At 61.8% G+C, this 19,691-nt stretch carries 28 protein-coding genes; 1 reads left to right on the top strand and 27 read right to left on the bottom strand.

The window, feature by feature from the left end; all coding sequences use genetic code 11:
- Positions 1–35: 35 nt before the first annotated feature.
- The 25 genes from map to ACR0R4_RS07890 all read right to left on the bottom strand — a co-directional run bounded on the left by map (position 36) and on the right by ACR0R4_RS07890 (position 15,576).
- Complete coding sequence (gene map / locus ACR0R4_RS08010; RefSeq protein ID WP_433646821.1) at positions 36–875, bottom strand: type I methionyl aminopeptidase; 840 nt, start codon at positions 873–875, stop codon at positions 36–38.
- Between the two features lie 2 nt (positions 876–877).
- Positions 878–1,471, bottom strand: coding sequence for an adenylate kinase (locus tag ACR0R4_RS08005; protein ID WP_433646820.1), 594 nt, complete (start codon positions 1,469–1,471; stop codon positions 878–880).
- Positions 1,471–2,793, bottom strand: coding sequence for a preprotein translocase subunit SecY (gene secY, locus ACR0R4_RS08000; protein ID WP_433646819.1), 1,323 nt, complete (start codon positions 2,791–2,793; stop codon positions 1,471–1,473). Before secY ends, ACR0R4_RS08005 begins: the two co-directional genes overlap by 1 nt.
- 159 nt (positions 2,794–2,952) lie before the next feature.
- The gene (rplO, locus tag ACR0R4_RS07995; protein ID WP_433646818.1) at positions 2,953–3,417 is read right to left on the bottom strand and encodes a 50S ribosomal protein L15; all 465 of its coding nucleotides are present in this window, start codon (positions 3,415–3,417) and stop codon (positions 2,953–2,955) included.
- The gene (gene rpmD, locus ACR0R4_RS07990; protein ID WP_433646817.1) at positions 3,414–3,602 is read right to left on the bottom strand and encodes a 50S ribosomal protein L30; all 189 of its coding nucleotides are present in this window, start codon (positions 3,600–3,602) and stop codon (positions 3,414–3,416) included. Before rpmD ends, rplO begins: the two co-directional genes overlap by 4 nt.
- Complete coding sequence (rpsE, locus tag ACR0R4_RS07985) at positions 3,602–4,324, bottom strand: 30S ribosomal protein S5 (protein WP_433646816.1); 723 nt, start codon at positions 4,322–4,324, stop codon at positions 3,602–3,604. Before rpsE ends, rpmD begins: the two co-directional genes overlap by 1 nt.
- Positions 4,321–4,695, bottom strand: a complete 375-nt coding sequence (gene rplR / locus ACR0R4_RS07980) for a 50S ribosomal protein L18 (RefSeq protein WP_433646815.1) — start codon at positions 4,693–4,695, stop codon at positions 4,321–4,323. Before rplR ends, rpsE begins: the two co-directional genes overlap by 4 nt.
- 3 nt (positions 4,696–4,698) lie before the next feature.
- On the bottom strand, positions 4,699–5,235 hold the full coding sequence (rplF, locus tag ACR0R4_RS07975) for a 50S ribosomal protein L6 (protein WP_433646814.1): 537 nt from the start codon (positions 5,233–5,235) through the stop codon (positions 4,699–4,701).
- 6 nt (positions 5,236–5,241) lie between these two features.
- Complete coding sequence (rpsH, locus tag ACR0R4_RS07970) at positions 5,242–5,640, bottom strand: 30S ribosomal protein S8 (RefSeq protein ID WP_433646813.1); 399 nt, start codon at positions 5,638–5,640, stop codon at positions 5,242–5,244.
- Positions 5,641–5,750: 110 nt separating this feature from the next.
- Positions 5,751–6,344, bottom strand: a complete 594-nt coding sequence (rplE, locus tag ACR0R4_RS07965) for a 50S ribosomal protein L5 (RefSeq protein ID WP_433646812.1) — start codon at positions 6,342–6,344, stop codon at positions 5,751–5,753.
- Positions 6,344–6,706, bottom strand: a complete 363-nt coding sequence (rplX, locus tag ACR0R4_RS07960; RefSeq protein ID WP_433646811.1) for a 50S ribosomal protein L24 — start codon at positions 6,704–6,706, stop codon at positions 6,344–6,346. Before rplX ends, rplE begins: the two co-directional genes overlap by 1 nt.
- 4 nt (positions 6,707–6,710) lie before the next feature.
- Positions 6,711–7,079, bottom strand: coding sequence for a 50S ribosomal protein L14 (gene rplN / locus ACR0R4_RS07955; protein WP_433646810.1), 369 nt, complete (start codon positions 7,077–7,079; stop codon positions 6,711–6,713).
- 30 nt (positions 7,080–7,109) lie between these two features.
- Entirely contained in the window at positions 7,110–7,382 is a 273-nt protein-coding gene (gene rpsQ, locus ACR0R4_RS07950) for a 30S ribosomal protein S17 (protein WP_433646809.1), read from the bottom strand.
- Positions 7,382–7,696, bottom strand: coding sequence for a 50S ribosomal protein L29 (gene rpmC, locus ACR0R4_RS07945; protein WP_433646808.1), 315 nt, complete (start codon positions 7,694–7,696; stop codon positions 7,382–7,384). Before rpmC ends, rpsQ begins: the two co-directional genes overlap by 1 nt.
- On the bottom strand, positions 7,696–8,115 hold the full coding sequence (gene rplP, locus ACR0R4_RS07940; protein WP_433646807.1) for a 50S ribosomal protein L16: 420 nt from the start codon (positions 8,113–8,115) through the stop codon (positions 7,696–7,698). The genes rpmC and rplP overlap by 1 nt, the downstream gene beginning before the upstream one ends.
- A gap of 2 nt (positions 8,116–8,117) precedes the next feature.
- A complete protein-coding gene (gene rpsC, locus ACR0R4_RS07935) occupies positions 8,118–8,876 on the bottom strand; it encodes a 30S ribosomal protein S3 (RefSeq protein WP_433646806.1) in 759 nt (252 codons plus the stop codon).
- Positions 8,876–9,259 carry a 50S ribosomal protein L22 gene (rplV, locus tag ACR0R4_RS07930; protein WP_433646805.1) on the bottom strand — a complete coding sequence of 128 codons (384 nt, stop codon included), beginning with the start codon at positions 9,257–9,259 and terminating at the stop codon, positions 8,876–8,878. The genes rpsC and rplV overlap by 1 nt, the downstream gene beginning before the upstream one ends.
- 26 nt (positions 9,260–9,285) lie before the next feature.
- Positions 9,286–9,567: a 30S ribosomal protein S19 gene (gene rpsS, locus ACR0R4_RS07925; RefSeq protein WP_433646804.1), complete on the bottom strand. Its 282-nt coding sequence runs from the start codon at positions 9,565–9,567 to the stop codon at positions 9,286–9,288.
- Positions 9,568–9,591: 24 nt separating this feature from the next.
- Entirely contained in the window at positions 9,592–10,428 is an 837-nt protein-coding gene (gene rplB / locus ACR0R4_RS07920) for a 50S ribosomal protein L2 (RefSeq protein ID WP_433646803.1), read from the bottom strand.
- 23 nt (positions 10,429–10,451) lie between these two features.
- Complete coding sequence (rplW, locus tag ACR0R4_RS07915) at positions 10,452–10,751, bottom strand: 50S ribosomal protein L23 (RefSeq protein WP_433646802.1); 300 nt, start codon at positions 10,749–10,751, stop codon at positions 10,452–10,454.
- Positions 10,748–11,413: a 50S ribosomal protein L4 gene (rplD, locus tag ACR0R4_RS07910; protein WP_433646801.1), complete on the bottom strand. Its 666-nt coding sequence runs from the start codon at positions 11,411–11,413 to the stop codon at positions 10,748–10,750. The genes rplW and rplD overlap by 4 nt, the downstream gene beginning before the upstream one ends.
- A gap of 3 nt (positions 11,414–11,416) precedes the next feature.
- Positions 11,417–12,073 carry a 50S ribosomal protein L3 gene (gene rplC, locus ACR0R4_RS07905; protein ID WP_433646800.1) on the bottom strand — a complete coding sequence of 219 codons (657 nt, stop codon included), beginning with the start codon at positions 12,071–12,073 and terminating at the stop codon, positions 11,417–11,419.
- 11 nt (positions 12,074–12,084) lie between these two features.
- Positions 12,085–12,393, bottom strand: a complete 309-nt coding sequence (gene rpsJ / locus ACR0R4_RS07900) for a 30S ribosomal protein S10 (RefSeq protein ID WP_433646799.1) — start codon at positions 12,391–12,393, stop codon at positions 12,085–12,087.
- 355 nt (positions 12,394–12,748) lie between these two features.
- A complete protein-coding gene (locus ACR0R4_RS07895; protein ID WP_433646798.1) occupies positions 12,749–13,780 on the bottom strand; it encodes an MraY family glycosyltransferase in 1,032 nt (343 codons plus the stop codon).
- Entirely contained in the window at positions 13,777–15,576 is a 1,800-nt protein-coding gene (locus ACR0R4_RS07890; protein ID WP_433646797.1) for a polysaccharide biosynthesis protein, read from the bottom strand. The genes ACR0R4_RS07895 and ACR0R4_RS07890 overlap by 4 nt, the downstream gene beginning before the upstream one ends.
- 282 nt (positions 15,577–15,858) lie before the next feature.
- On the opposite strand from ACR0R4_RS07890, the gene ACR0R4_RS07885 reads away from it, so the two are divergent.
- Positions 15,859–16,074 carry an antitoxin gene (locus ACR0R4_RS07885; protein WP_433646796.1) on the top strand — a complete coding sequence of 72 codons (216 nt, stop codon included), beginning with the start codon at positions 15,859–15,861 and terminating at the stop codon, positions 16,072–16,074.
- Between the two features lie 67 nt (positions 16,075–16,141).
- Here the strand turns inward: ACR0R4_RS07885 and tuf are convergent, their stop codons facing one another.
- Together tuf and fusA are read right to left on the bottom strand one after the other, a co-directional pair.
- Entirely contained in the window at positions 16,142–17,335 is a 1,194-nt protein-coding gene (tuf, locus tag ACR0R4_RS07880) for an elongation factor Tu (RefSeq protein ID WP_433646795.1), read from the bottom strand.
- Between the two features lie 164 nt (positions 17,336–17,499).
- A complete protein-coding gene (gene fusA, locus ACR0R4_RS07875; protein ID WP_433646950.1) occupies positions 17,500–19,614 on the bottom strand; it encodes an elongation factor G in 2,115 nt (704 codons plus the stop codon).
- Positions 19,615–19,691: the final 77 nt, after the last annotated feature.

Below are 19,691 nucleotides of genomic sequence, written 5' to 3'. Positions count from 1 at the left end.
GAATGTATCCTCCCATGCCCGAACCAGATCGGTCCCTAGGGAATCGGGACCGGCGTAATGCCAAGCGGTGCGAGACCCGCTGCGCCGCCATCGGGCGCGGTGAGCACCCAGATGCCGCCTGCGTGCACGGCGACCGAGTGCTCCCACTGCGCGCTGAGTGAACCATCAGCCATCGTGACAGTCCAGTCGTCGTCTTGCACGATCGTCTCGATGCCGCCCGCCGAGATGATCGGTTCGATCGCGACGACCAGCCCGGGCTTCACCTCGGGCCCCCGGCGTGACACAGGCACGTTGAAGACCGGCGGATCTTCGTGCATCTTTCGCCCGATTCCGTGCCCGATGTAATCTTCCAGCACCCCAAAGTCGCTGTTCGCCCGCACATACTCCGAGACTGCCTCGCCGACCTCGTTCAGGTGCGTGGCGGTGGCGAGCCGGGCAATGCCCCGCCACATGGCCTGCTCGGTCACGTGATCAAGCTTCTGAATCAGCTCCGTGCGCTCCGGGCGGGACGGGTCAGGCAGCGCGACAGTGATCGCAGCATCGCCATTCCACCCGCCGACAATCGCGCCGACATCGAGCGCAACGATGTCTCCGGCAACCAACTGCCGATCGGTGGGGATCGCGTGCACAACGTGCTCGTTCACGTTCGCACAAATCGTGTGACGATACCCTGGCTCCAGCATGAAGTTCGGCTCAGCTCCGAGCGAGCGGATCGCGTCCTCCGCGATCGCATCGAGCTCGAGCGTGGTGATGCCCGGCCGCACGGCGGCGGCCATCGCGGCGAGGGCTGCCCCCGTGGCGGCGCCCGGATCCACCATCAAACGCAACTGCGCCGGTGACTTGTAGATCGACCGGCGCAGCAAACCCCGACTCACGACTATTCGCCCAGCTTCGCATCGAGCGCGACGGCGATGCGATCCGCCACTTCGTCGACCTCACCCAGGCCATCGACGACGACGAGGATACCGCGAGCGCGGAAAAGCTCAATGAGCGGAGCAGTCTGCTCGGCATATACCTCTTGACGATGACGAATGACCTCTTCGGTGTCGTCGATGCGCCCTTCGAGCTCGGAGCGCTTCAGAAGTCGCGCGACGACGGCGTCAGTGTCAGCCTCCAGCAGGATCACTGCGTCGAGACGCCGCGCCTCGCCCTCGAGCACCGCGTCGAGCGCGTGCACCTGATCGACCGTGCGCGGGTAGCCGTCAAGCAGAAACCCATTGTCGACGTCGTCGCGCTGGAGGCGATCGGCCACGATCTCGTTGGTGAGCTCGTCGGGAACCAACTGGCCCTTCTCGATGATCGACTGCACCTTCGTGCCGAGCTGTGTGCCCGCCTTGATGTTCGCGCGGAAGATGTCACCGGTGGAGATCGCAGGCACCTGGTAGCGCTCGGCGATGCGAGCGGCCTGAGTGCCTTTACCGGCGCCGGGGGCACCGATGATGAGGAGCCGTGCCTGGGGGGTTTCAGTCATTACTTGAGTAGCCCTTCGTAGTGGCGCTGCTGCAGCTGCGCGTCGATTTGCTTCACCGTCTCGAGGCCGACGCCCACGATAATCAGGATCGAGGCTCCACCGAACGGGAAGTTCTGGTTCGCACCGAAGAACGACAGTGCGATAAGCGGAATGAGCGCGATCAGCCCGAGATAGAGCGAACCCGCGCTGGTGATGCGAGTGAGCACGTAGTTCAAGTACTCGGCCGTCGGACGCCCCGCACGGATGCCCGGGATGAAGCCACCGTACTTCTTCATGTTGTCGGCGACCTCTTCTGGATTAAAGGTGATCTGCACGTAGAAGAACGTGAACCCGATGACCAACAAGAAGAACACGAGCATGTACAGCGGCTGATCACCCTGCATCAGATTGTTCGAGATCCATACGACCCACACCTTCGGCTCCTCGCCGATGCCGGGCTGGTTGAACTGCGCGATGAGCATCGGAAGGTAGAGGATGGCCGAGGCGAAGATCACCGGGATCACGCCTGCCATGTTGACCTTGATGGGGATGTAGGTGCTACTGCCCCCATACGTGCGGCGACCGACGACCCGCTTTGCGTACTGCACTGGGATCCGTCGCTGTGATTGCTCGACGTACACAACCGCGGCGATCACGACCATGCCCACTGCGAGCACAAACAGGAAGACTTCCCAACCCTGGGTGGTCTGAATCGTCCACAGCGCGTTGGGGAAGAGGGCCGCGATCGAGGTGAAGATCAAGAGCGACATGCCGTTGCCAATGCCGCGCTCGGTGATTAGCTCGCCGAACCACATGATGAGGCCGGTGCCTGCAGTGAGCGTAAGGATCATGATGATGATCGCCCACCATTCCTGAGATACCAGGTTCTGACAAGCTGCACTGGCTGCGTTCGCGCCAAACAGCATGCCGGAGCGCGCAACCGTGATCAGCGTGGTGGCCTGCAGCACGGCAAGCGCGATGGTGAGGTAGCGCGTGTACTGCGTCAGCTTGGCCTGGCCAGCCTGACCCTCCTTGTGGAGGGTCTCGAAGTGAGGAATTACGACGCGCAGCAGCTGCGTGATGATCGAGGCCGTGATGTACGGCATGATTCCGAGCGCAAAGATAGACAGCTGCAGGAGCGCGCCCCCGCTGAACATGTTGATCATCTCGTACAGCCCTGAGGTGCCCTGGTTGGCCACGAGACACGCCTGCACATTGTCGAAGTTGACGAACGGCGCGGGTACGAACGAGCCGAGCCGGAATAGTGCCACGATACCGAGCGTGAAGAGAATCTTCCGCCGAAGATCGGGCGTTCTGAAAATCCGGCCGATGGCGCTGAACAAAGCCTGCCTCCTGAAGAGTTTGTGATGGGTCTCGCCCGGGGGACATAGACCAAGACATCAGCCTACACGCAGAGAATGTACCCGGTACGCGAAAGGGGCCGGGTGACGCCCGCAACCTGCGGATTCACCCGGCCCCCACCCGAAAATATTCGGGTCTAACTACTTGATTTCGCCCCCGGCGGCAACGATCTTCTGCTCAGCTGAGCCGGAGACCTTGTCGACCTGCACGGTGAGCTTCACCTGAAGGTCGCCGTTGCCCAGCACCTTCACGGGCTGGTTCCTGCGAACCGCGCCCTTTTCCACGAGGTCAGCAACGGTAACGACACCGCCCTCGGGGTAGAGCTCGGCCAGCTTCGCAACATTGACAACCTGGTACTCGGTGCGGAACGGGTTCTTAAACCCGCGCAGCTTCGGGGTGCGCATGTGCAGGGGCATCTGCCCACCCTCGAACCCAGCCTTGACCTGGTAGCGCGCCTTCTGGCCCTTGGTGCCTCGACCAGCGGTCTTGCCCTTGGAGCCTTCGCCGCGACCCACGCGGGTCTTAGCCTTCTTGGAACCGGGCGCAGGACGAAGGTGATGAGCCTTCAGTACCTGCGAACGGCCTTCCTCGTTCTTCTCGCTCATGCGTCGATCTCCTCAACCTGAACCAGGTGAGCAACAGCGCGGACGTACCCGCGGTTCGCACGGGTGTCTTCGCGTACGACGGAATCGCCGATTCGCTTGAGACCCAAGCTGCGAAGTGTGTCGCGCTGGTTCTGCTTCTCACTGATAACGGACTTGGTCTGCGTAATCTTCAGCGCCTTAGCCATTACGCACCCGCCTTCGCCTGAGCAGCGGCATCGGCCATCGCCTTCGCCTCAGCGCGCACGAGGCGAGCCGGAGCGACACGATCGAAGTCGAGGCCACGGCGAGCTGCGACGGAGCGGGGCTCCTCCAGCTGCTGCAGCGCCGCAACGGTCGCGTGCACGATGTTCAGGGTGTTCGACGAACCCAGCGACTTGCTGAGCACGTCGTGGATGCCTGCGCACTCGAGTACGGCACGAACGGGACCACCGGCGATAACACCGGTACCGGCGGCTGCGGGACGAAGCAGAACAACGCCTGCTGCGGCCTCACCCTGCACGGGGTGCGGGATGGTGCTGCCAACGCGGGGGACGCGGAAGAAGTTCTTCTTCGCTTCCTCAACGCCCTTGGCAATTGCGAGGGGAACTTCCTTCGCTTTGCCGTAGCCAACACCCACGGTGCCGTTGCCATCTCCAACCACGACGAGCGCGGTGAAGCTGAAGCGGCGGCCGCCCTTGACGACCTTCGAGACGCGGTTGATGGTGACGACGCGCTCGAGGAACTGGCTCTCGTTGCGGTCGCGTCCACCGCGCTCGTTGCGGGTGCCGCGGTCGCGGCTGCCACGGCGAGCCTCGCGGGGCTCGCTGCGGTGATCCTGAGCCGGAGCCGCGGCGCCCTGTGCCTCAGCGGCCGGGGTCTCGGCCTGGGCCTCTGCGTTCACTTCCTGCTCCTTCGTTACTTCGCTCACAGGGTCAGCCCCCCTTCGCGTGCGCCGTCGGCAATCGCGGCTACGCGGCCGGCGTACTTGCTACCGCCGCGGTCGAAGACCACAGCGTCGATTCCGGCGCTCTTTGCGCGCTCGGCTACCAACTCGCCAACGCGGCGAGCCTTTGCCGTCTTGTCGCCCTCGAAGGAGCGCAAATCGGCTTCCATGGTCGATGCCGATGCGAGGGTGAAACCCTTCGAATCGTCGATGACCTGAACGAATACGTGACGCGAGGAGCGGTTGACCACGAGACGCGGACGCGCCTCGGTGCCGACGATCTTCTTGCGGAGGCGGACGTGGCGGCGAATACGCGCTGCCGAACGACCCTTAGCCCGTGAAATTGAAGCGGCCATGGGTTACTTACCAGCCTTTCCAGCCTTGCGACGGACAACCTCGCCGGCGTAACGAATGCCTTTGCCCTTGTAGGGTTCCGGCTTCTTCAGCTTGCGAATGTTGGCTGCGGCCTCGCCGACAGCCTGCTTATCGATCCCGCGAACGGTGATCTTAGTGCTGCCTTCGACCTCGAGCGAGATGCCCTCGGGAGCGTCAACGAGTACAGGGTGCGAGAAGCCGAGCGCCAGCTCCAGGCCGGTGCCCTTCTGCTGCACGCGGTAACCGGTGCCGACAACCTCAAGCTGCTTAACGTAGCCCTCGGTCACGCCGATGATGTTGTTGTTGATGAGCGTACGGGTCAAACCGTGCAGCGCTCGGGAGTCGCGCTCATCGTTCGGACGGGTGACGAGCACCTGGCCATCCTCGAGAGCTACGCGAATGGGCTCGGAAACGACGAGCGCGAGCTCACCCTTTGAACCCTTGACCGTGACCTGCTGGCCATCGATCGAGACAGTGACACCGCCGGGAACGGCGATGGGAAGCTTACCGATACGTGACATGACGGATTACCACACGTAGGCGAGAACTTCTCCGCCTACGCCCTTCTGCTCGGCCTCGCGGTCGGTCAAGAGCCCGGAGGAGGTGGAAAGGATCGCAATACCAAGGCCACCGAGTACGCTCGGGATCTCGGTCGAACCTGCGTACACACGAAGACCGGGCTTGGAAACCCGCTTAATGCCTACGATCGAACGCTCGCGGTTGGGGCCGTACTTCAGCGACATGGTGATGGTGGTTCCGACGCGCGCGTCTTCCACCTTCCAGTCTGCGATGTAGCCCTCACGCTTGAGGATCTCTGCGATCCGCTCCTTCAGCTTTGAGCCTGGGAGCGAAACGTCATCATGGTGCGCGGAATTAGCGTTGCGCAACCGGGTCAGCATATCTGCGACCGGATCGGTCATCGTCATAAGTGACTCTTTCTTTTTCGCCTGGTTTCTCCAGCCGTTACGCGACTGCAGACCTAGGTGATACGTGGATCAGGCGCCCCGCGAACGGGGCGCCTCTCCACTTGGTCTATTTAGTTGTCTTCCTTGAACGGGAAACCGAGCGCCTTCAGCAGCGCCCGACCCTCGTCGTCGGTCTTGGCGGTGGTTACGACGGTGATGTCGAAGCCACGCACCCGGTCGATCTTATCCTGATCGATCTCGTGGAACACACTCTGCTCGGTGATGCCGAAGGTGTAGTTACCGTTTCCATCGAACTGCTTGGCCGACAAGCCGCGGAAATCGCGGATACGGGGCAGGGCGAGGGAGATGAGGCGATCGAGGAATTCCCATGCACGGTCACCACGAAGAGTGACGTGTGCACCAATGGCCTGGCCCTCACGCAGCTTGAACTGCGCGATGGACTTGCGGGCCTTGGTGACCATGGGCTTCTGGCCGGTGATCTTCACGAGGTCGGCGATTGCGCCCTCGATCACCTTGCTGTCGCGGGCGGCCTCGCCGACACCGGTGTTCACGACGACCTTGACGACGCCGGGAACCTGGTGCACGTTGGCGAAACCGAACTCCTCGCGAAGTGCCGGCACGATTTCCGCGCGGTACTTCTGCTTCAGGCTCGGCAAGGCTTTCGCCGCTGACACAGTGCCAGCGGACGCAGCAGTCTCAGTCATTAGAGGTCCTTCCCAGACTTCTTGGCGTAGCGAACGCGCACGGTCTTCTTCTTACCGTTGCGCTCCACCTCTTCGACGCGGAAGCCAACGCGAGTCGGCTTCTTGGTCTCGGGGTCGACGACCGCGACGTTGGAGACGTGGATCGGAGCCTCGTGAGTCTCGATCCCGCCTTCCTTCGTACCGCGGGACGACTGACCCTGACGCACGTGCTTGGTGACGTAATTGACACCTTCGACGACGACGCGATCGCTCTCGGTCAGCACCGCAATGACGCGGCCCTGCTTACCCTTGTAGCCACCGCGCTCTTGCGTGGGGCCCGAGATGACCTCAACGAGGTCACCCTTCTTGATCTTGCTACCCATAGTGCTAGATCACCTCCGGTGCGAGCGAAACGATCTTCATGAACTTCTTGTCGCGAAGCTCGCGGCCAACCGGCCCGAAGATACGGGTGCCGCGAGGCTCCCCGTCCGCCTTCAAAAGGACGGCCGCGTTCTCGTCGAAGCTGATGTACGAACCATCAGCACGGCGGGTGGACTTGCGGGTACGAACGATGACCGCCTTAACGACCTCGCCCTTCTTCACGTTGCCCCCGGGGATCGCGTCCTTTACGGTCGCGACGATGGTGTCACCGAGACCCGCGTAGCGGCGCCTCGAACCCCCGAGCACACGAATCGTGAGCAACTCCTTGGCGCCGGTGTTATCCGCTACCTTGAGTCGCGATTCCTGCTGAATCACTTGTTACTCCTTCTTCCGTAAGCCGGGGGCTTACTTCGCCTTTTCGAGGATCTCGACCAGGCGCCAGCGCTTGGTGGCGCTCAGCGGGCGGGTCTCGTGGATGAGCACGAGATCGCCGATGCCGGCGGTGTTCTGCTCGTCATGGACTTTCACCTTCGAGGTGCGGCGCAGGACCTTGCCGTAAAGCGGGTGCTTCACACGATCTTCCACCTCAACGACGATGGTCTTATCCATCTTGTCGCTGACAACGTATCCGCGACGAGCCTTGCGGTAGCCGCGCTGTACAGTCTCGACCTCAGCCATTACTCGGCCTCCTTCGTCTCAGCGGCGGCGTCCGCCTGCTCGGTCTTCTTCGTGCTCTTCTTGGCCTTTACGGGCTCAGGAGCAGCAGCGGGGGTCGGGCGAATGCCCAGCTCACGCTCGCGCAATACGGTGTAGATACGAGCGATGTCGCGCTTCACCTGACGCACGCGCCCGTGGCTTTCCAGCTGGCCGGTGGCCGACTGGAAGCGCAGGTTGAAGAGCTCGGCCTTGGCCTTTTTCAGCTCTTCAGCCAGTCGCTCGTCTTCAAAAGTATCGAGCTCGGTAATTGCCAACTCTTTGCTTCCAATAGACATTACGCGTCGCCCTCCTCACGCTTGATAATGCGGGCCTTGAGGGGCAGCTTGTGAATGGCTCGGGTGAGCGCCTCACGTGCAAGCTGCTCATCGACACCGGCGACCTCGAAGAGGACGCGGCCCGGCTTTACGTTGGCCACCCACCACTCGGGCGAACCCTTACCGGAACCCATGCGGGTTTCCGCAGGCTTCTTGGTGAGAGGGCGATCGGGGTAGATGTTGATCCATACCTTGCCGCCACGCTTGATGTGACGGGTCATCGCGATACGAGCGGACTCGATCTGACGGTTCGTCACGTACGCGGGGGTCAGCGCCTGGATACCGAATTCACCGAAGGTGACCTGGTTTCCGCCTTTGGACTGACCGCTACGGCCGGGGTGATGCTGCTTGCGGTACTTGACTCGACGAGGAATCAGCATGCTTACTTCTCCGCTCCTGCTGCGGCAGGCGCAGCCTCGGCCTGTGCCCCACGGGGGGCACGGCGGCGGTCGCCGCGATCGCGCGACGGCTTCTGGGCCGCCTGCTCACGAGCGAGTTCCTTGTTGGTGAGGTCACCCTTGTAGATCCAGACCTTCACACCAATGCGGCCGAAGGTGGTCTTGGCCTCGTAGAAGCCGTAGTCGATGTTTGCGCGTAGCGTGTGCAGCGGCACACGACCTTCGCGGTAGAACTCCGAACGGCTCATCTCGGCGCCGCCGAGACGGCCGGAGACCTGGATCCGCACACCCTTGGCACCAGCGCGCTGTGCGCCTTGCAGGCCCTTGCGCATCGCGCGACGGAACGCCACACGTGCGGCGAGCTGCTCAGCAACACCCTGCGCAACCAACTGAGCGTCGGCTTCGGGGTTCTTCACCTCGAGGATGTTCAGCTGAATCTGCTTGCCAGTGAGCTTTTCGAGATCTGCGCGAATCCGCTCAGCCTCGGCGCCACGACGGCCGATCACGATGCCGGGGCGTGCCGAGTGGATGTCAACGCGCACGCGGTCACGGGTGCGCTCGATCTCCACACGGCTCACGCCAGCACGGTCAAGGGTCTTGGTCAGGTACTGACGGATGTGGATGTCCTCAGCGAGGTAATCCGCGTAACGCTGTCCCGGCTTCGTTGAATCCGAGAACCACCGCGACACGTGATCGGTAGTGATCCCGAGGCGGAAGCCGTAGGGATGAATCTTCTGGCCCATTATTTGGCTCCCTTCTTCGCGGCGGCGAGTTCATCAGCCGTCTGCAAGATGACGGTGATGTGGCTCGTGCGCTTATTGATGCGGAATGCACGACCCTGAGCGCGGGGGCGGAAACGCTTGAGCGTTGCACCCTCGTCAACGAACGCACGAGCGATGACGAGTTCGTCTTCGTTCAGGCGCAAGTTCTCATTGTCGGCCTTAACTCGTGCGTTCGCGATGGCGGCTGCCACCAGCTTGAACACGGGCTCCGATGCTGCCTGCGGGGCGAACTTCAGGATGGCCAGGGCCTCCTGAGCGTTCTTGCCACGGATCAGGTCAACGACACGACGGGCCTTCTGGGGGGTAACGCGGATTTGACGCACACGTGCGATCGACTCCACCATTTCTCTTCCTCCTTCACGTCACCGCGCTAGCGGCGACGGCCCTTCTTGTCGTCCTTCACGTGACCGCGGAAGGTACGAGTCGGTGCAAATTCGCCCAACTTGTGACCCACCATGGTTTCGGTGACGAACACCGGGATGTGCTTACGACCGTCGTGCACCGCGATGGTGTGTCCCAGCATGGCTGGGATGATCATCGAACGGCGTGACCAGGTCTTGATTACATGTTTGGTACCGGCTTCGTTCTGAGTAACCACCTTGCTCAGCAGGTGGTTATCGACGAAGGGGCCCTTCTTGAGACTACGAGGCATCTTCTACTCTTTCCTACCTGCCGGCTAACGCTTCTTGCCAGCGTTGCGGCGACGAACGATGAGCTTGTCGCTTTCCTTGTTGGCTTTGCGCGTGCGGCCTTCTTTCTGGCCCCACGGGCTAACCGGGTGACGACCACCTGAGGTGCGGCCTTCGCCACCACCGTGCGGGTGATCCACCGGGTTCATGACGACGCCACGCACGGTCGGGCGAACGCCCTTCCAGCGCATACGGCCAGCCTTACCCCAGTTGATGTTTGACTGCTCAGCGTTGCCAACCTCGCCGACGGTTGCGCGGCAGCGCACGTCAACGTTGCGGATCTCGCCCGAGGGGAGACGCAACTGGGCGTAGGGGCCATCCTTTGCGACGAGTCGCACCGAGGCACCAGCCGAACGAGCGAGCTTCGCGCCGCCACCGGGCTTCAACTCGATCGCGTGGATCACGGTACCGGTCGGGATGTTCTTCAACGGAAGGTTGTTGCCCGGCTTGATGTCGGCACCAGCCCCAGCCTCGACAATGTCGCCCTGCTTCAACTTGTTCGGCGCGATGATGTAACGCTTCGTGCCGTCGATGTAGTGCAGGAGCGCGATACGCGCGGTGCGGTTGGGGTCGTACTCAATGTGAGCGACCTTCGCGTTCACGCCGTCTTTATCGTGACGACGGAAGTCGATCACGCGGTACTGGCGCTTGTGGCCACCACCAATGTGACGGGTCGTGATACGGCCTTGGTTGTTACGGCCACCGGTCTTTGACAGCGGACGCAGGAGGGACTTCTCGGGGGTCGAACGCGTGATCTCAGCGAAGTCAGCGACGCTTGATCCGCGACGACCCGGAGTCGTCGGCTTGTACTTACGAATTGCCATGATTATTCCTCTTCGCTTCCGAGCTACAGCGCAGCCGTGAAGATGTCGATGGTGCCCGACTTCAGGGTGACGATGGCACGCTTGGTGTCCTTGCGCTTGCCAGCGCCGAACTTGGTGCGACGGGTCTTGCCCTTGCGGTTCAGCGTGTTGATCTTGTCAACCTTCACGTTGAATACCTGCTCAATTGCGAGTTTGATCTCGGTCTTGCTTGCAGTGGGCTGGACCTCGAAGGTGTACTGACCGTTCGCATCGATCATCCCGTAGCTCTTCTCAGAGACAATCGGACGAATGATGACGTCGTGCGGCGACTTGTTCAGGCTCACTTCGCGGCCCCCTTCGCGGTGTCTTTGGCGGTGCGATCTGCCACGAAGGCATCGAAAGCGCCCTTGGTGAAGACGAGGTCATCACTGACGACCACGTCGTACGCGTTGAGCTGATCCCACGGCAGGATGTGCACGTTCGGGATGTTGCGCAGGCTCAGCGTGCTGAGCTCGTCATCGCGGTTGAGCACCACCAGAACGCGGCGACCCGGAGCGACTGCGGCAAGCACATCGCGTGCAGCCTTCGTGCTGGGCTTGTCGTCGATCCCGAAGGTGTCGATGATGTGCAGGCGTCCGCCGCGAGCGCGATCGGACAGCAAACCGCGAAGCGCGGCAGCAATCATCTTCTTCGGGGTGCGCTGCGAGTAATCGCGCGGCACCGGGCCGTGCACGATTCCGCCGCCACGGTGCTCAGGAGCACGAACCGAACCCTGACGAGCGCGGCCGGTGCCCTTCTGCTTGAACGGCTTCACACCAGATCCGCTGACTTCGCCGCGGTTCTTGGTCTTGTGGGTGCCCTGACGTGCAGCAGCGAGCTGAGCCGTGACGACCTGGTGGATGAGCGGGACATTGGTCTCGACGGCAAACAGAGTTTCGGGCAGGTCAACCGACCCAGCCTTCTTGCCCTGTACGTCGATGACCTCAAGCGTGGTTGCGGTAGCCATGTACTACGCCCCCTTTACAGCGTTGCGGACGAATACGAGACGGCCACGACCACCGGGAACAGCACCCTTGACGAGCAGCAGGCCCTTCTCGGCGTCGATTGCCTGGACGGTGAGGTTCTGCACGGTCACGCGATCGGTGCCCATGCGGCCAGCCATACGGTGACCCTTGAATACGCGACCCGGCGTGGCAGCGCCACCGATTGAGCCAGGCTTACGGTGGTTACGGTGCGCACCGTGCGAGGCGCTGACACCCTTGAAGTTGTGACGCTTCATGACACCAGCGAAGCCCTTGCCCTTCGAGGTACCGACGACGTCGATCTTCTGACCGGCTTCGAAGGTGGCGTCGAGCGTGAGCTCCTGGCCCAGCGCGTACTCCGCGGCATCAGCCGTGCGCACCTCGGTGAGGTGGCGGCGGGGTGTGACGCCAGCCTTCGCGAAGTGACCTGCACTCGGCTGGTTCACCTTGCGGGGATCAATCTGACCCGCGGCGATCTGCACGGCGCTGTAGCCGTCGACCTCGGGGGTACGAATCTGCGTGACCACGTTGGGGGACACCTCGATGACGGTGACGGGAACGACCTTGCCGTTCTCATCCCACACCTGGGTCATACCGAGCTTCATGCCCAGCAGGCCTTTGACGTTACGATTTACGTTCGACATTTCCGGCCCCCCTACAGCTTGATCTCGATGTTGACATCGGCAGGCAGGTCGAGACGCATGAGTGAGTCAACGGCCTTGGGGGTGGGATCGATGATGTCGATCAGACGCTTGTGGGTGCGCTTCTCGAAGTGCTCCCGGCTGTCTTTGTACTTGTGAGGCGAACGGATCACAGCGATCACATTCTTCTCCGTGGGAAGGGGCACTGGGCCAATAACTGTGGCACCAGCACGGGTGACCGTGTCGACAATTTTGCGTGCCGAGTTGTCGATGACTTCGTGGTCATACGACTTCAGTCGGATGCGGATCTTCTGTCCCGCCATGTGACTCTCTCTTTCTGTGTGCGTCTTACCGTTCGCGCTCTCTCGAGCACGCCCAGCATTGGACGTCTTGCTATCAGTGCCCTGGCATCCGCGGAGGAATGCGCATTCGCTGTTCACCTGTCAAACGATCACGCAGCAGTACAGACCCGGCAAAGCCCGGTCTCACGAGTCTGGTGAGCGTGGCGTTCGCTACCCGCGGCCTAGTCAAAGAGTGGATCGCATTGCGTCCCACGACTATGCACAGCAGGGCAGTGATTCCCGCATCGCGGAAAGTACTGAACCTGTACATTCTGGCACGGATTCTGGTGTTGTGCAACCCGGGCGTGTCGCGATGCCGCTGGCATCGCTGTCGCGATCATCTGGCGGGGAGGAGCCTCGGGAGTCTGAGGTACACCGCGAGGACAGCGAGGCCGGCAAGGAGGAGGCCGATCCACCAGATGGGCGGCACGAAAAACGAGGCGAGACCAAGCAGTGAGGCTAATGCGGTAAATCCGGCGGTCATGCCCGATGCCGTCACATGGCTGTAGCCCAGCTGCTGAATGCGCTGGTAGACGTGCTCCTTGTGCGGCTCATCCCATCTGTAGCCGGCCCGCATACGCTTCGCGAGGGTCACCCCAACGTCGCCGAAGTAGATAATCATGGGCCCGATGGTCGCGAGAATTGGAACGCCCGACATGAGGGCAGCAAAGCTCGTGACCGCGATCGCGCCACCAAGCAGGTAACTCCCGACATCACCGAGAAAGGCACCGGGCGGTGTGAGGTTCCACGGGAGAAACCCGAGGAACCCAGCGGCGAGCACGAGGCCAGCCGCAACGAGCCATCCCTGTTCGGAAATCAGGCCCGCCGACGCGAAGGTTGCCCCGGCGACTGCACCGTGAAGGCCGCTAATCCCGTTGAGTCCATCCATGAAGTTCGCGACGTTGATGAAGCTGGAGATGAAGAGCACGCCGTATAGAACGAGGAGGGCGCGCACCCAGATTGGGGTGCCCGCAATCCAGTACTCGGGGAATGTGCTGCCCACCCACACCAGCGCACCCATGGCCAACCCAGCGATCGCGAGGAGAAGCAAGCTGCGCACCGCCACGCTGAGCCCCTGAAGATCTTCAGCAAAACCAAGCAGTCCGGCAGCCAGCGATGTCGCCACCACCACGGCCAGGAGCGACCACCTCGATGCGTCGGCTGCGAGGAACCAGCCGAGAGCGACGAGGCCACCTATGAGCATCGCAAGCAGCACCGCGAGCCCCAGGCCGCGAAGAATTGGGCGCTCGTGCGAAGATCGCTCGGACGGCACGTCCATGACACCGAGTTTCATGAGAAACGGCTTGATAACGAATGGCAAAGCGAGGCTGAGCCCCAACGTCACCAGGCCTGCGATCAGTGGGATCACTGAACCCGCTCCCCCGCTTCGTCTGTGAGATTGAGCCGGGCGACCCAACCAGCGTGATCGAGCACTTCAGGACTCATCGAACTCACGACTGCATGGGAGATCTTAGGGTGGAAGGGCCGCTCGTTGCCCTCTCCCGTTCCGGTGAGCTCCTCGTGCATCTTCTCACCGTGACGCAAGCCAGTGAAGACAATCTCGATCGGTTTACCCGATTGCGCGATCATACGGTTGGCCACGTCAAGGATGCGCACCGGCTCACCCATGTCGAGGATCAGCACCTCCCCGGGACGACCGATGCCGCCGGCCTGAATCACGAGCTGACAGGCTTCGGGAATCGTCATGAAGAACCGAGTGACATCGGGGTGTGTGACCGTCAGCGGCCCACCAGCGTCGATGAGTGCCCGGAAGGTGGGAAGCATCGAGCCGCGACTGCCGATCACATTGCCGAATCGCACCGATAGGTAGCGCTGGCCAGTCGATTCCGCCATCCACGCCGTGAGCTTCTCGGCGACACGCTTGGAATGGCCCAGCACGCTCGTTGGGTTCGCCGCCTTGTCGGTGGAAATGTTCACAAACGTGGTGACACCGACCGACTGTGCCGCACGGAGAACATTGAGCGTGCCCAGCACATTCGTCTTCCAAGCCTCGTCCGGGTACTGCTCGAGCATGGGGAGATGCTTGAGCGCCGCCGCATGGAAGACGACCTCGGGTTGCCGCTCGGCGAAGATGCGCATCAGCATCTCCGAATCACGGATGTCTGCGAGCACAACATCTCGGGTGTCAAGGAGACCGTGTCCGCTGATGGCGAGCTGCGTTGCCTGCAGTGACGTTTCGTCTCTATCGAGCAGGATCAGCTCCTTCGGAGCGAACCTCGCGAGTTGCCGGCACAGTTCCGAACCGATCGATCCTCCAGCGCCGGTGACGAGCACCGTGCGATCCTGCAGATACTGTGCGATCGATTCCGTTTCAAGTCGCACGGGGTGGCGACCGATCAGATCTTCGATCGACAATTCACGCACCTCGGCGATCGACGACTTATTATTGAGCAGCTGTTCAAGGGGCGGCAGCACCATGACCTTGAGACCGATCTTGTCGGCGGCCTCATCGATCTGGCGCATCAGCATGGCGTCTGCATCTCCGATGCAGACGATGAGCGCGGTTGCACGAGTCTCCATCGCCGCACGCTCGAGGTCGCGAAGACCGCCAAGCACGCGAACCCCGCGCACCTCCAGGTTTCGTTTGAGCGGATCCTCGTCGAGGAAGCCCACAGGCAGAGAAGAGGCCACGGGGTCTGTCAGGAGCCGTTTCGCGGTCTGATGTCCGAGGTAGCCGGCACCGTACAGGATCACGCGTTCCGCGCCCACGCCCGGCTTCATGCGCTGCTCCGCGGAGAGCCGCATCAGGTAACGCACGACCCCCATCATCGAAAACGCGATCGGAGCGGCAATGATCATGGTGCTGCGCGGGATCCCGTTACCATAGCCGACCAAGTAGGCGAATCCCCAGGCAAGCACCATCACACCGATGACATCGAAGACGAGGGCCCGTACCTCATCAAAGCTGCCTATCTCGTATCTGCTCCGATACAGCCAAGACAACCAACCCCATGCCAGTTGGAGCGCAACGGTCACTCCAATCAGCGCGAACGTCCACCCCCAGTGGATCCGCATGACGTTGAAGTCGAATCTCAACACGAGCGCCGCCAGGATGCCAATGGCCCACGCCGCGGCGTCGCACACAAAGATCAGCCCGTACAGGCGGGCGAAGTGCGAAATGCGAGCACTGGGTCGTTGAGGCACCAAATCTCCAGAAAATGAGGGTTGACTCGCCAGAGGGACAGTCACTGACAGGATACCGGCGCGAGCGCCGCCAATGCCGCATGTCGGCCGCGTGCCCGAGCAGTGCGGGATCTGGGCGACGTGTGCGGGGTGCAGGGTGCAGGGTGCAGGGTGCAGGGTGCAGGGTGCAGGGTGCAGCACAACCTGCCCTGTCAAAGTGCGGACGCAATTGCAATAATGAAGCATCGGTGCACACGCTCCGTGGCAAGTCCGCATCTGAGCGGAGAGGCGAGAGGACACACCATGGCAATCGAGGATCTCGGAAAGAAGGCCAGCGACTTCGCGAAGGAGAATTCTGCGAAGATCAACGACGCCCTGCAGAGCGAGCAGGCCGAGGGCATCAGCGACAAGCTGCTCGGAGGTGCCGCTGATCTCGCAAACAAGATCACCGGCGGGAAGCACGCAGAAAAAATCGAAGATGTGCGCGCGAACCTCGACGGCAAGATCGGGAATGAATAACCATTTGCCTACACGCAGGAACGGCCCCCGAGAATCCTCGGGGGCCGTTCCTGTACTCAGCGAGTGACTACTCGAGAACCTTGGTCACCGTGCCGGCGCCGACGGTGCGGCCACCCTCACGGATCGCGAAGCCGAGGCCCTCTTCCATAGCGATGGGCTGGATCAGCTGAACCACCATGTCGGTGGTGTCGCCGGGCATAACCATCGGCTTGTCTTCGGGAAGGGTGATGACACCGGTCACGTCAGTCGTACGGAAGTAGAACTGGGGACGATAGTTCGTCTCGAACGGGTTGTGACGGCCGCCCTCTTCCTTCTTGAGGATGTAGGCGGTGCCCTCGAACTTGGTGTGCGGGGTGATCGAACCGGGCTGCACGACAACCTGGCCACGCTCAACGTCTTCGCGCTTGGTGCCGCGAAGCAGCAGACCACAGTTCTCGCCGGCCCATGCCTCGTCGAGCTGCTTGTGGAACATCTCGATGCCGGTGACGGTGGTCTTCTGCGTCGGACGCAGACCCACGATCTCGACCTCGGAGTTGATCTTCAGCGTGCCACGCTCGGCGCGACCCGTCACCACGGTGCCACGACCGGTGATCGTGAAGACATCCTCAACGGGCATCAGGAACGGCTTGTCCTTGTCGCGTACGGGATCCGGGATCGACTCGTCAACGGCGTCCATGAGCTCAACGATTGCGTTGACCCACTTCTCTTCGCCCTGGAGAGCCTGATAGCCCGAAACGCGCACCACGGGAACGTCGTCTCCCGGGTAGCCCTGCTTGGAGAGTTCCTCGCGGACCTCCATCTCGACGAGCTCGAGGATTTCCTCATCGTCAACCTGGTCGCACTTGTTCAGTGCCACCATGAGGTAAGGAACGCCAACCTGCTTCGCGAGGAGGATGTGCTCCTTGGTCTGAGCCATCATGCCGTCGGTTGCGGCAACCACGAGGATCGCGCCATCCATCTGCGCAGCACCGGTGATCATGTTCTTGATGTAGTCAGCGTGGCCAGGTGCATCAACGTGAGCGTAGTGACGCTTCGGGGTCTCGTACTCAACGTGCGAGATGTTGATGGTGATGCCGCGCTGGCGCTCTTCCGGAGCCGAGTCGATCGTATCGAAGTCGCGCTGCACGTTAGTGGCTGACGGGTACTTGTCGGCAAGGGTCTTCGAGATCGCCGCGGTAAGAGTGGTCTTACCGTGGTCGACGTGACCGATCGTACCGATATTTACGTGCGGCTTGTTCCGCTCGAACTTGGCCTTCGCCACTGTGGTCCTCCTCAGGACGTAAAGTACCCTCTCCCTCCGACGGTTTCGGAGAGTTCGAGCACGGGGGGGTGTGTTTCTATGTTACTTGCTCACGCCGCATGTTGCGACCTGAACTGCTCGGGGGGCGAAGCCCATGGGCTCTCCCCCCGAGCACGGGGGCACTGTTACGCGCCCTGAGCCTTCTGAACGATTTCTTCGGCCACAGCCTTCGGCACCTCAGCATAGGAGTCGAAGGTCATCGAGAACACCGCACGACCGCTGGTCTTCGACCGCAAGTCACCGATGTACCCGAACATTTCAGACAGCGGCACAAGCGCGCGAATGACCTTCACGCCACTTGCATCCTCCATCGCCTGAATCTGCCCACGACGGGAGTTCAAGTCGCCGATCACGTCGCCCATGTACTCCTCAGGAGTACGAACCTCGACGGCCATCATCGGCTCAAGGATAACCGGGCCAGCCTTACGGGCAGCCTCCTTGAATGCCATTGAGCCAGCGATCTTGAACGCCATCTCCGAAGAGTCGACATCGTGGTACTGGCCGTCGAGCAGGCTCGCCTTGACACCCACGACGGGGAAGCCGGCAAGAATGCCGTACTGCATCGCGTCTTGGATGCCTGCGTTGACCGACGGGATGTACTCGCGAGGAATGCGACCACCGGTCACCTTGTCCTCGAACTCGTAGACCTTTTCGGCATCTGCCGCGAGCGGCTCGATGGCGATCTGCACCTTCGCGAACTGGCCGGATCCACCGGTCTGCTTCTTGTGGGTGTAGTCGTGCTTCTCGACCGTCTTGCGGATGGTCTCGCGGTAGGCGACCTGGGGCTTGCCCACGTTGGCCTCAACCTTGAACTCGCGCTTCATGCGATCGACCAAGATGTCGAGGTGAAGCTCGCCCATACCGGCGATCACGGTCTGGCCGGTCTCGGGGTTCAGGCTGACACGGAAGGTGGGATCCTCTTCGGCAAGCTTCTGGATCGCGAGCGACAGCTTTTCCTGGTCACCCTTGGTCTTCGGCTCGATTGCCACCTCGATCACGGGCTCGGGGAAGGTCATCGATTCGAGAACGACCTGGTTGTTGGGATCCGACAGGGTGTCACCCGTGGTCGTGTCCTTCAGACCAATCACCGCGTAGATGTTGCCTGCGGTAACGCTCTCGACCGGGATCTCCTTGTTGGCGTGCATCTGGAAGATCTTGCCGATGCGCTCCTTCTTACCCTTGGTCGTGTTGACGACCTGGGCACCCGACTCCGCGTAACCGGAGTACACGCGCACGTAGGTCAGACGACCAAAGAAGGGGTGCACTGCGACCTTGAACGCAAGCGCAGAGAACGGCTCCTCTGACGAGGGGCGGCGTTCGATGACGATCGACTCGTCGCGGGGATCGTGTGCCTCGATCGCACCCACATCGAGCGGGTTCGGGAGGTAATCCACCACGGCGTCGAGCATCGGCTGGATGCCGCGGTTCTTGAAGGCGGAGCCGCAGAAGACCGGGTAGATCTCGCTGTTGACGACCATCTTGCGGATGCCCGCCTTCAGTTCGTCGATCGACAGCTCTTCTCCACCGAAGTACTTTTCAAGCATCGCGTCGTCGGTCTCGGCGACGGTCTCGACGAGCTTGGCGCGGTATTCCTCGGCCTTTTCCTGCAGGTCGGCCGGGATTTCCTGGGTTTCGTAGTTCGCACCCAGGGTGACATCACCCTTAGAGTCACCCTCCCAGACGAAGGCCTTCATCGTGAGCAGGTCAACGACGCCGGTGAACTCCGACTCCGAACCGATGGGCAGCTGCATCACGAGCGGCCGTGCACCGAGTCGGTTGATGATGGTGTCGACCGTGAAGTAGAAGTCGGCGCCCATCTTGTCCATCTTGTTGACGAAGCAGATGCGGGGCACACCGTACTTGTCGGCCTGACGCCAGACGGTCTCCGACTGGGGCTCCACGCCCTCCTTGCCGTCGAACACCGCAACGGCACCATCGAGCACGCGAAGCGAGCGCTCCACCTCAACGGTGAAGTCAACGTGGCCGGGGGTGTCAATGATGTTGATCTGGTTCTTGTTCCAGAAGCAGGTCACCGCGGCGCTGGTGATCGTGATGCCGCGTTCCTTCTCCTGCTCCATCCAGTCGGTGGTCGAGGCGCCATCGTGGGTCTCGCCCAGCTTGTGGTTGACACCCGTGTAGAACAGGATGCGCTCGGTGGTGGTGGTCTTGCCAGCATCAATGTGGGCCATGATGCCGATGTTGCGGACCTTACTCAGGTCGGTGAGCACGTCTTGTGCCACAGGTGTCTCCTCCGCGTGGGGGTGAATGTGAAGATTGTGGATCGCGGCCGCTGGCGCGGCAGCTGGCCGGGTGGTGG

This window comes from Leucobacter fengyongliangi (assembly GCF_050971685.1).
Taxonomy (GTDB): domain Bacteria; phylum Actinomycetota; class Actinomycetes; order Actinomycetales; family Microbacteriaceae; genus Leucobacter.
The sequence above is the reverse complement of the archived record's forward strand: the minus strand, read 5'-3'. Positions and strand labels throughout refer to the sequence as shown.

Bases quoted from the DNA above. Each gene is read 5' to 3' on its own strand.
- rpsQ (WP_433646809.1), bottom strand. From the start codon at position 7,382: ATGGCTGAGGTCGAGACTGTACAGCGCGGCTACCGCAAGGCTCGTCGC.
- rpsH (WP_433646813.1), bottom strand. From the start codon at position 5,640: ATGACGATGACCGATCCGGTCGCAGATATGCTGACCCGGTTGCGCAAC.
- rpsS (WP_433646804.1), bottom strand. From the start codon at position 9,567: ATGCCTCGTAGTCTCAAGAAGGGCCCCTTCGTCGATAACCACCTGCTG.
- rplR (WP_433646815.1), bottom strand. From the start codon at position 4,695: ATGGCCGCTTCAATTTCACGGGCTAAGGGTCGTTCGGCAGCGCGTATT.
- rpsJ (WP_433646799.1), bottom strand. From the start codon at position 12,393: ATGGCGGGACAGAAGATCCGCATCCGACTGAAGTCGTATGACCACGAA.
- ACR0R4_RS07885 (WP_433646796.1), top strand. From the start codon at position 15,859: ATGGCAATCGAGGATCTCGGAAAGAAGGCCAGCGACTTCGCGAAGGAG.
- rpmD (WP_433646817.1), bottom strand. From the start codon at position 3,602: ATGGCTAAGGCGCTGAAGATTACGCAGACCAAGTCCGTTATCAGTGAG.
- rplB (WP_433646803.1), bottom strand. From the start codon at position 10,428: ATGGCAATTCGTAAGTACAAGCCGACGACTCCGGGTCGTCGCGGATCA.
- rplX (WP_433646811.1), bottom strand. From the start codon at position 6,706: ATGGGTAGCAAGATCAAGAAGGGTGACCTCGTTGAGGTCATCTCGGGC.
- rplP (WP_433646807.1), bottom strand. From the start codon at position 8,115: ATGCTGATTCCTCGTCGAGTCAAGTACCGCAAGCAGCATCACCCCGGC.
- rplD (WP_433646801.1), bottom strand. From the start codon at position 11,413: ATGGCTACCGCAACCACGCTTGAGGTCATCGACGTACAGGGCAAGAAG.
- rpsC (WP_433646806.1), bottom strand. From the start codon at position 8,876: ATGGGCCAGAAGATTCATCCCTACGGCTTCCGCCTCGGGATCACTACC.
- rplO (WP_433646818.1), bottom strand. From the start codon at position 3,417: ATGAGCGAGAAGAACGAGGAAGGCCGTTCGCAGGTACTGAAGGCTCAT.
- rplC (WP_433646800.1), bottom strand. From the start codon at position 12,073: ATGTCGAACGTAAATCGTAACGTCAAAGGCCTGCTGGGCATGAAGCTC.
- rplV (WP_433646805.1), bottom strand. From the start codon at position 9,259: ATGGTGGAGTCGATCGCACGTGTGCGTCAAATCCGCGTTACCCCCCAG.
- rpmC (WP_433646808.1), bottom strand. From the start codon at position 7,696: ATGTCTATTGGAAGCAAAGAGTTGGCAATTACCGAGCTCGATACTTTT.
- rplF (WP_433646814.1), bottom strand. From the start codon at position 5,235: ATGTCACGTATCGGTAAGCTTCCCATCGCCGTTCCCGGCGGTGTCACT.
- ACR0R4_RS08005 (WP_433646820.1), bottom strand. From the start codon at position 1,471: ATGACTGAAACCCCCCAGGCACGGCTCCTCATCATCGGTGCCCCCGGC.
- rplE (WP_433646812.1), bottom strand. From the start codon at position 6,344: ATGACTGAGACTGCTGCGTCCGCTGGCACTGTGTCAGCGGCGAAAGCC.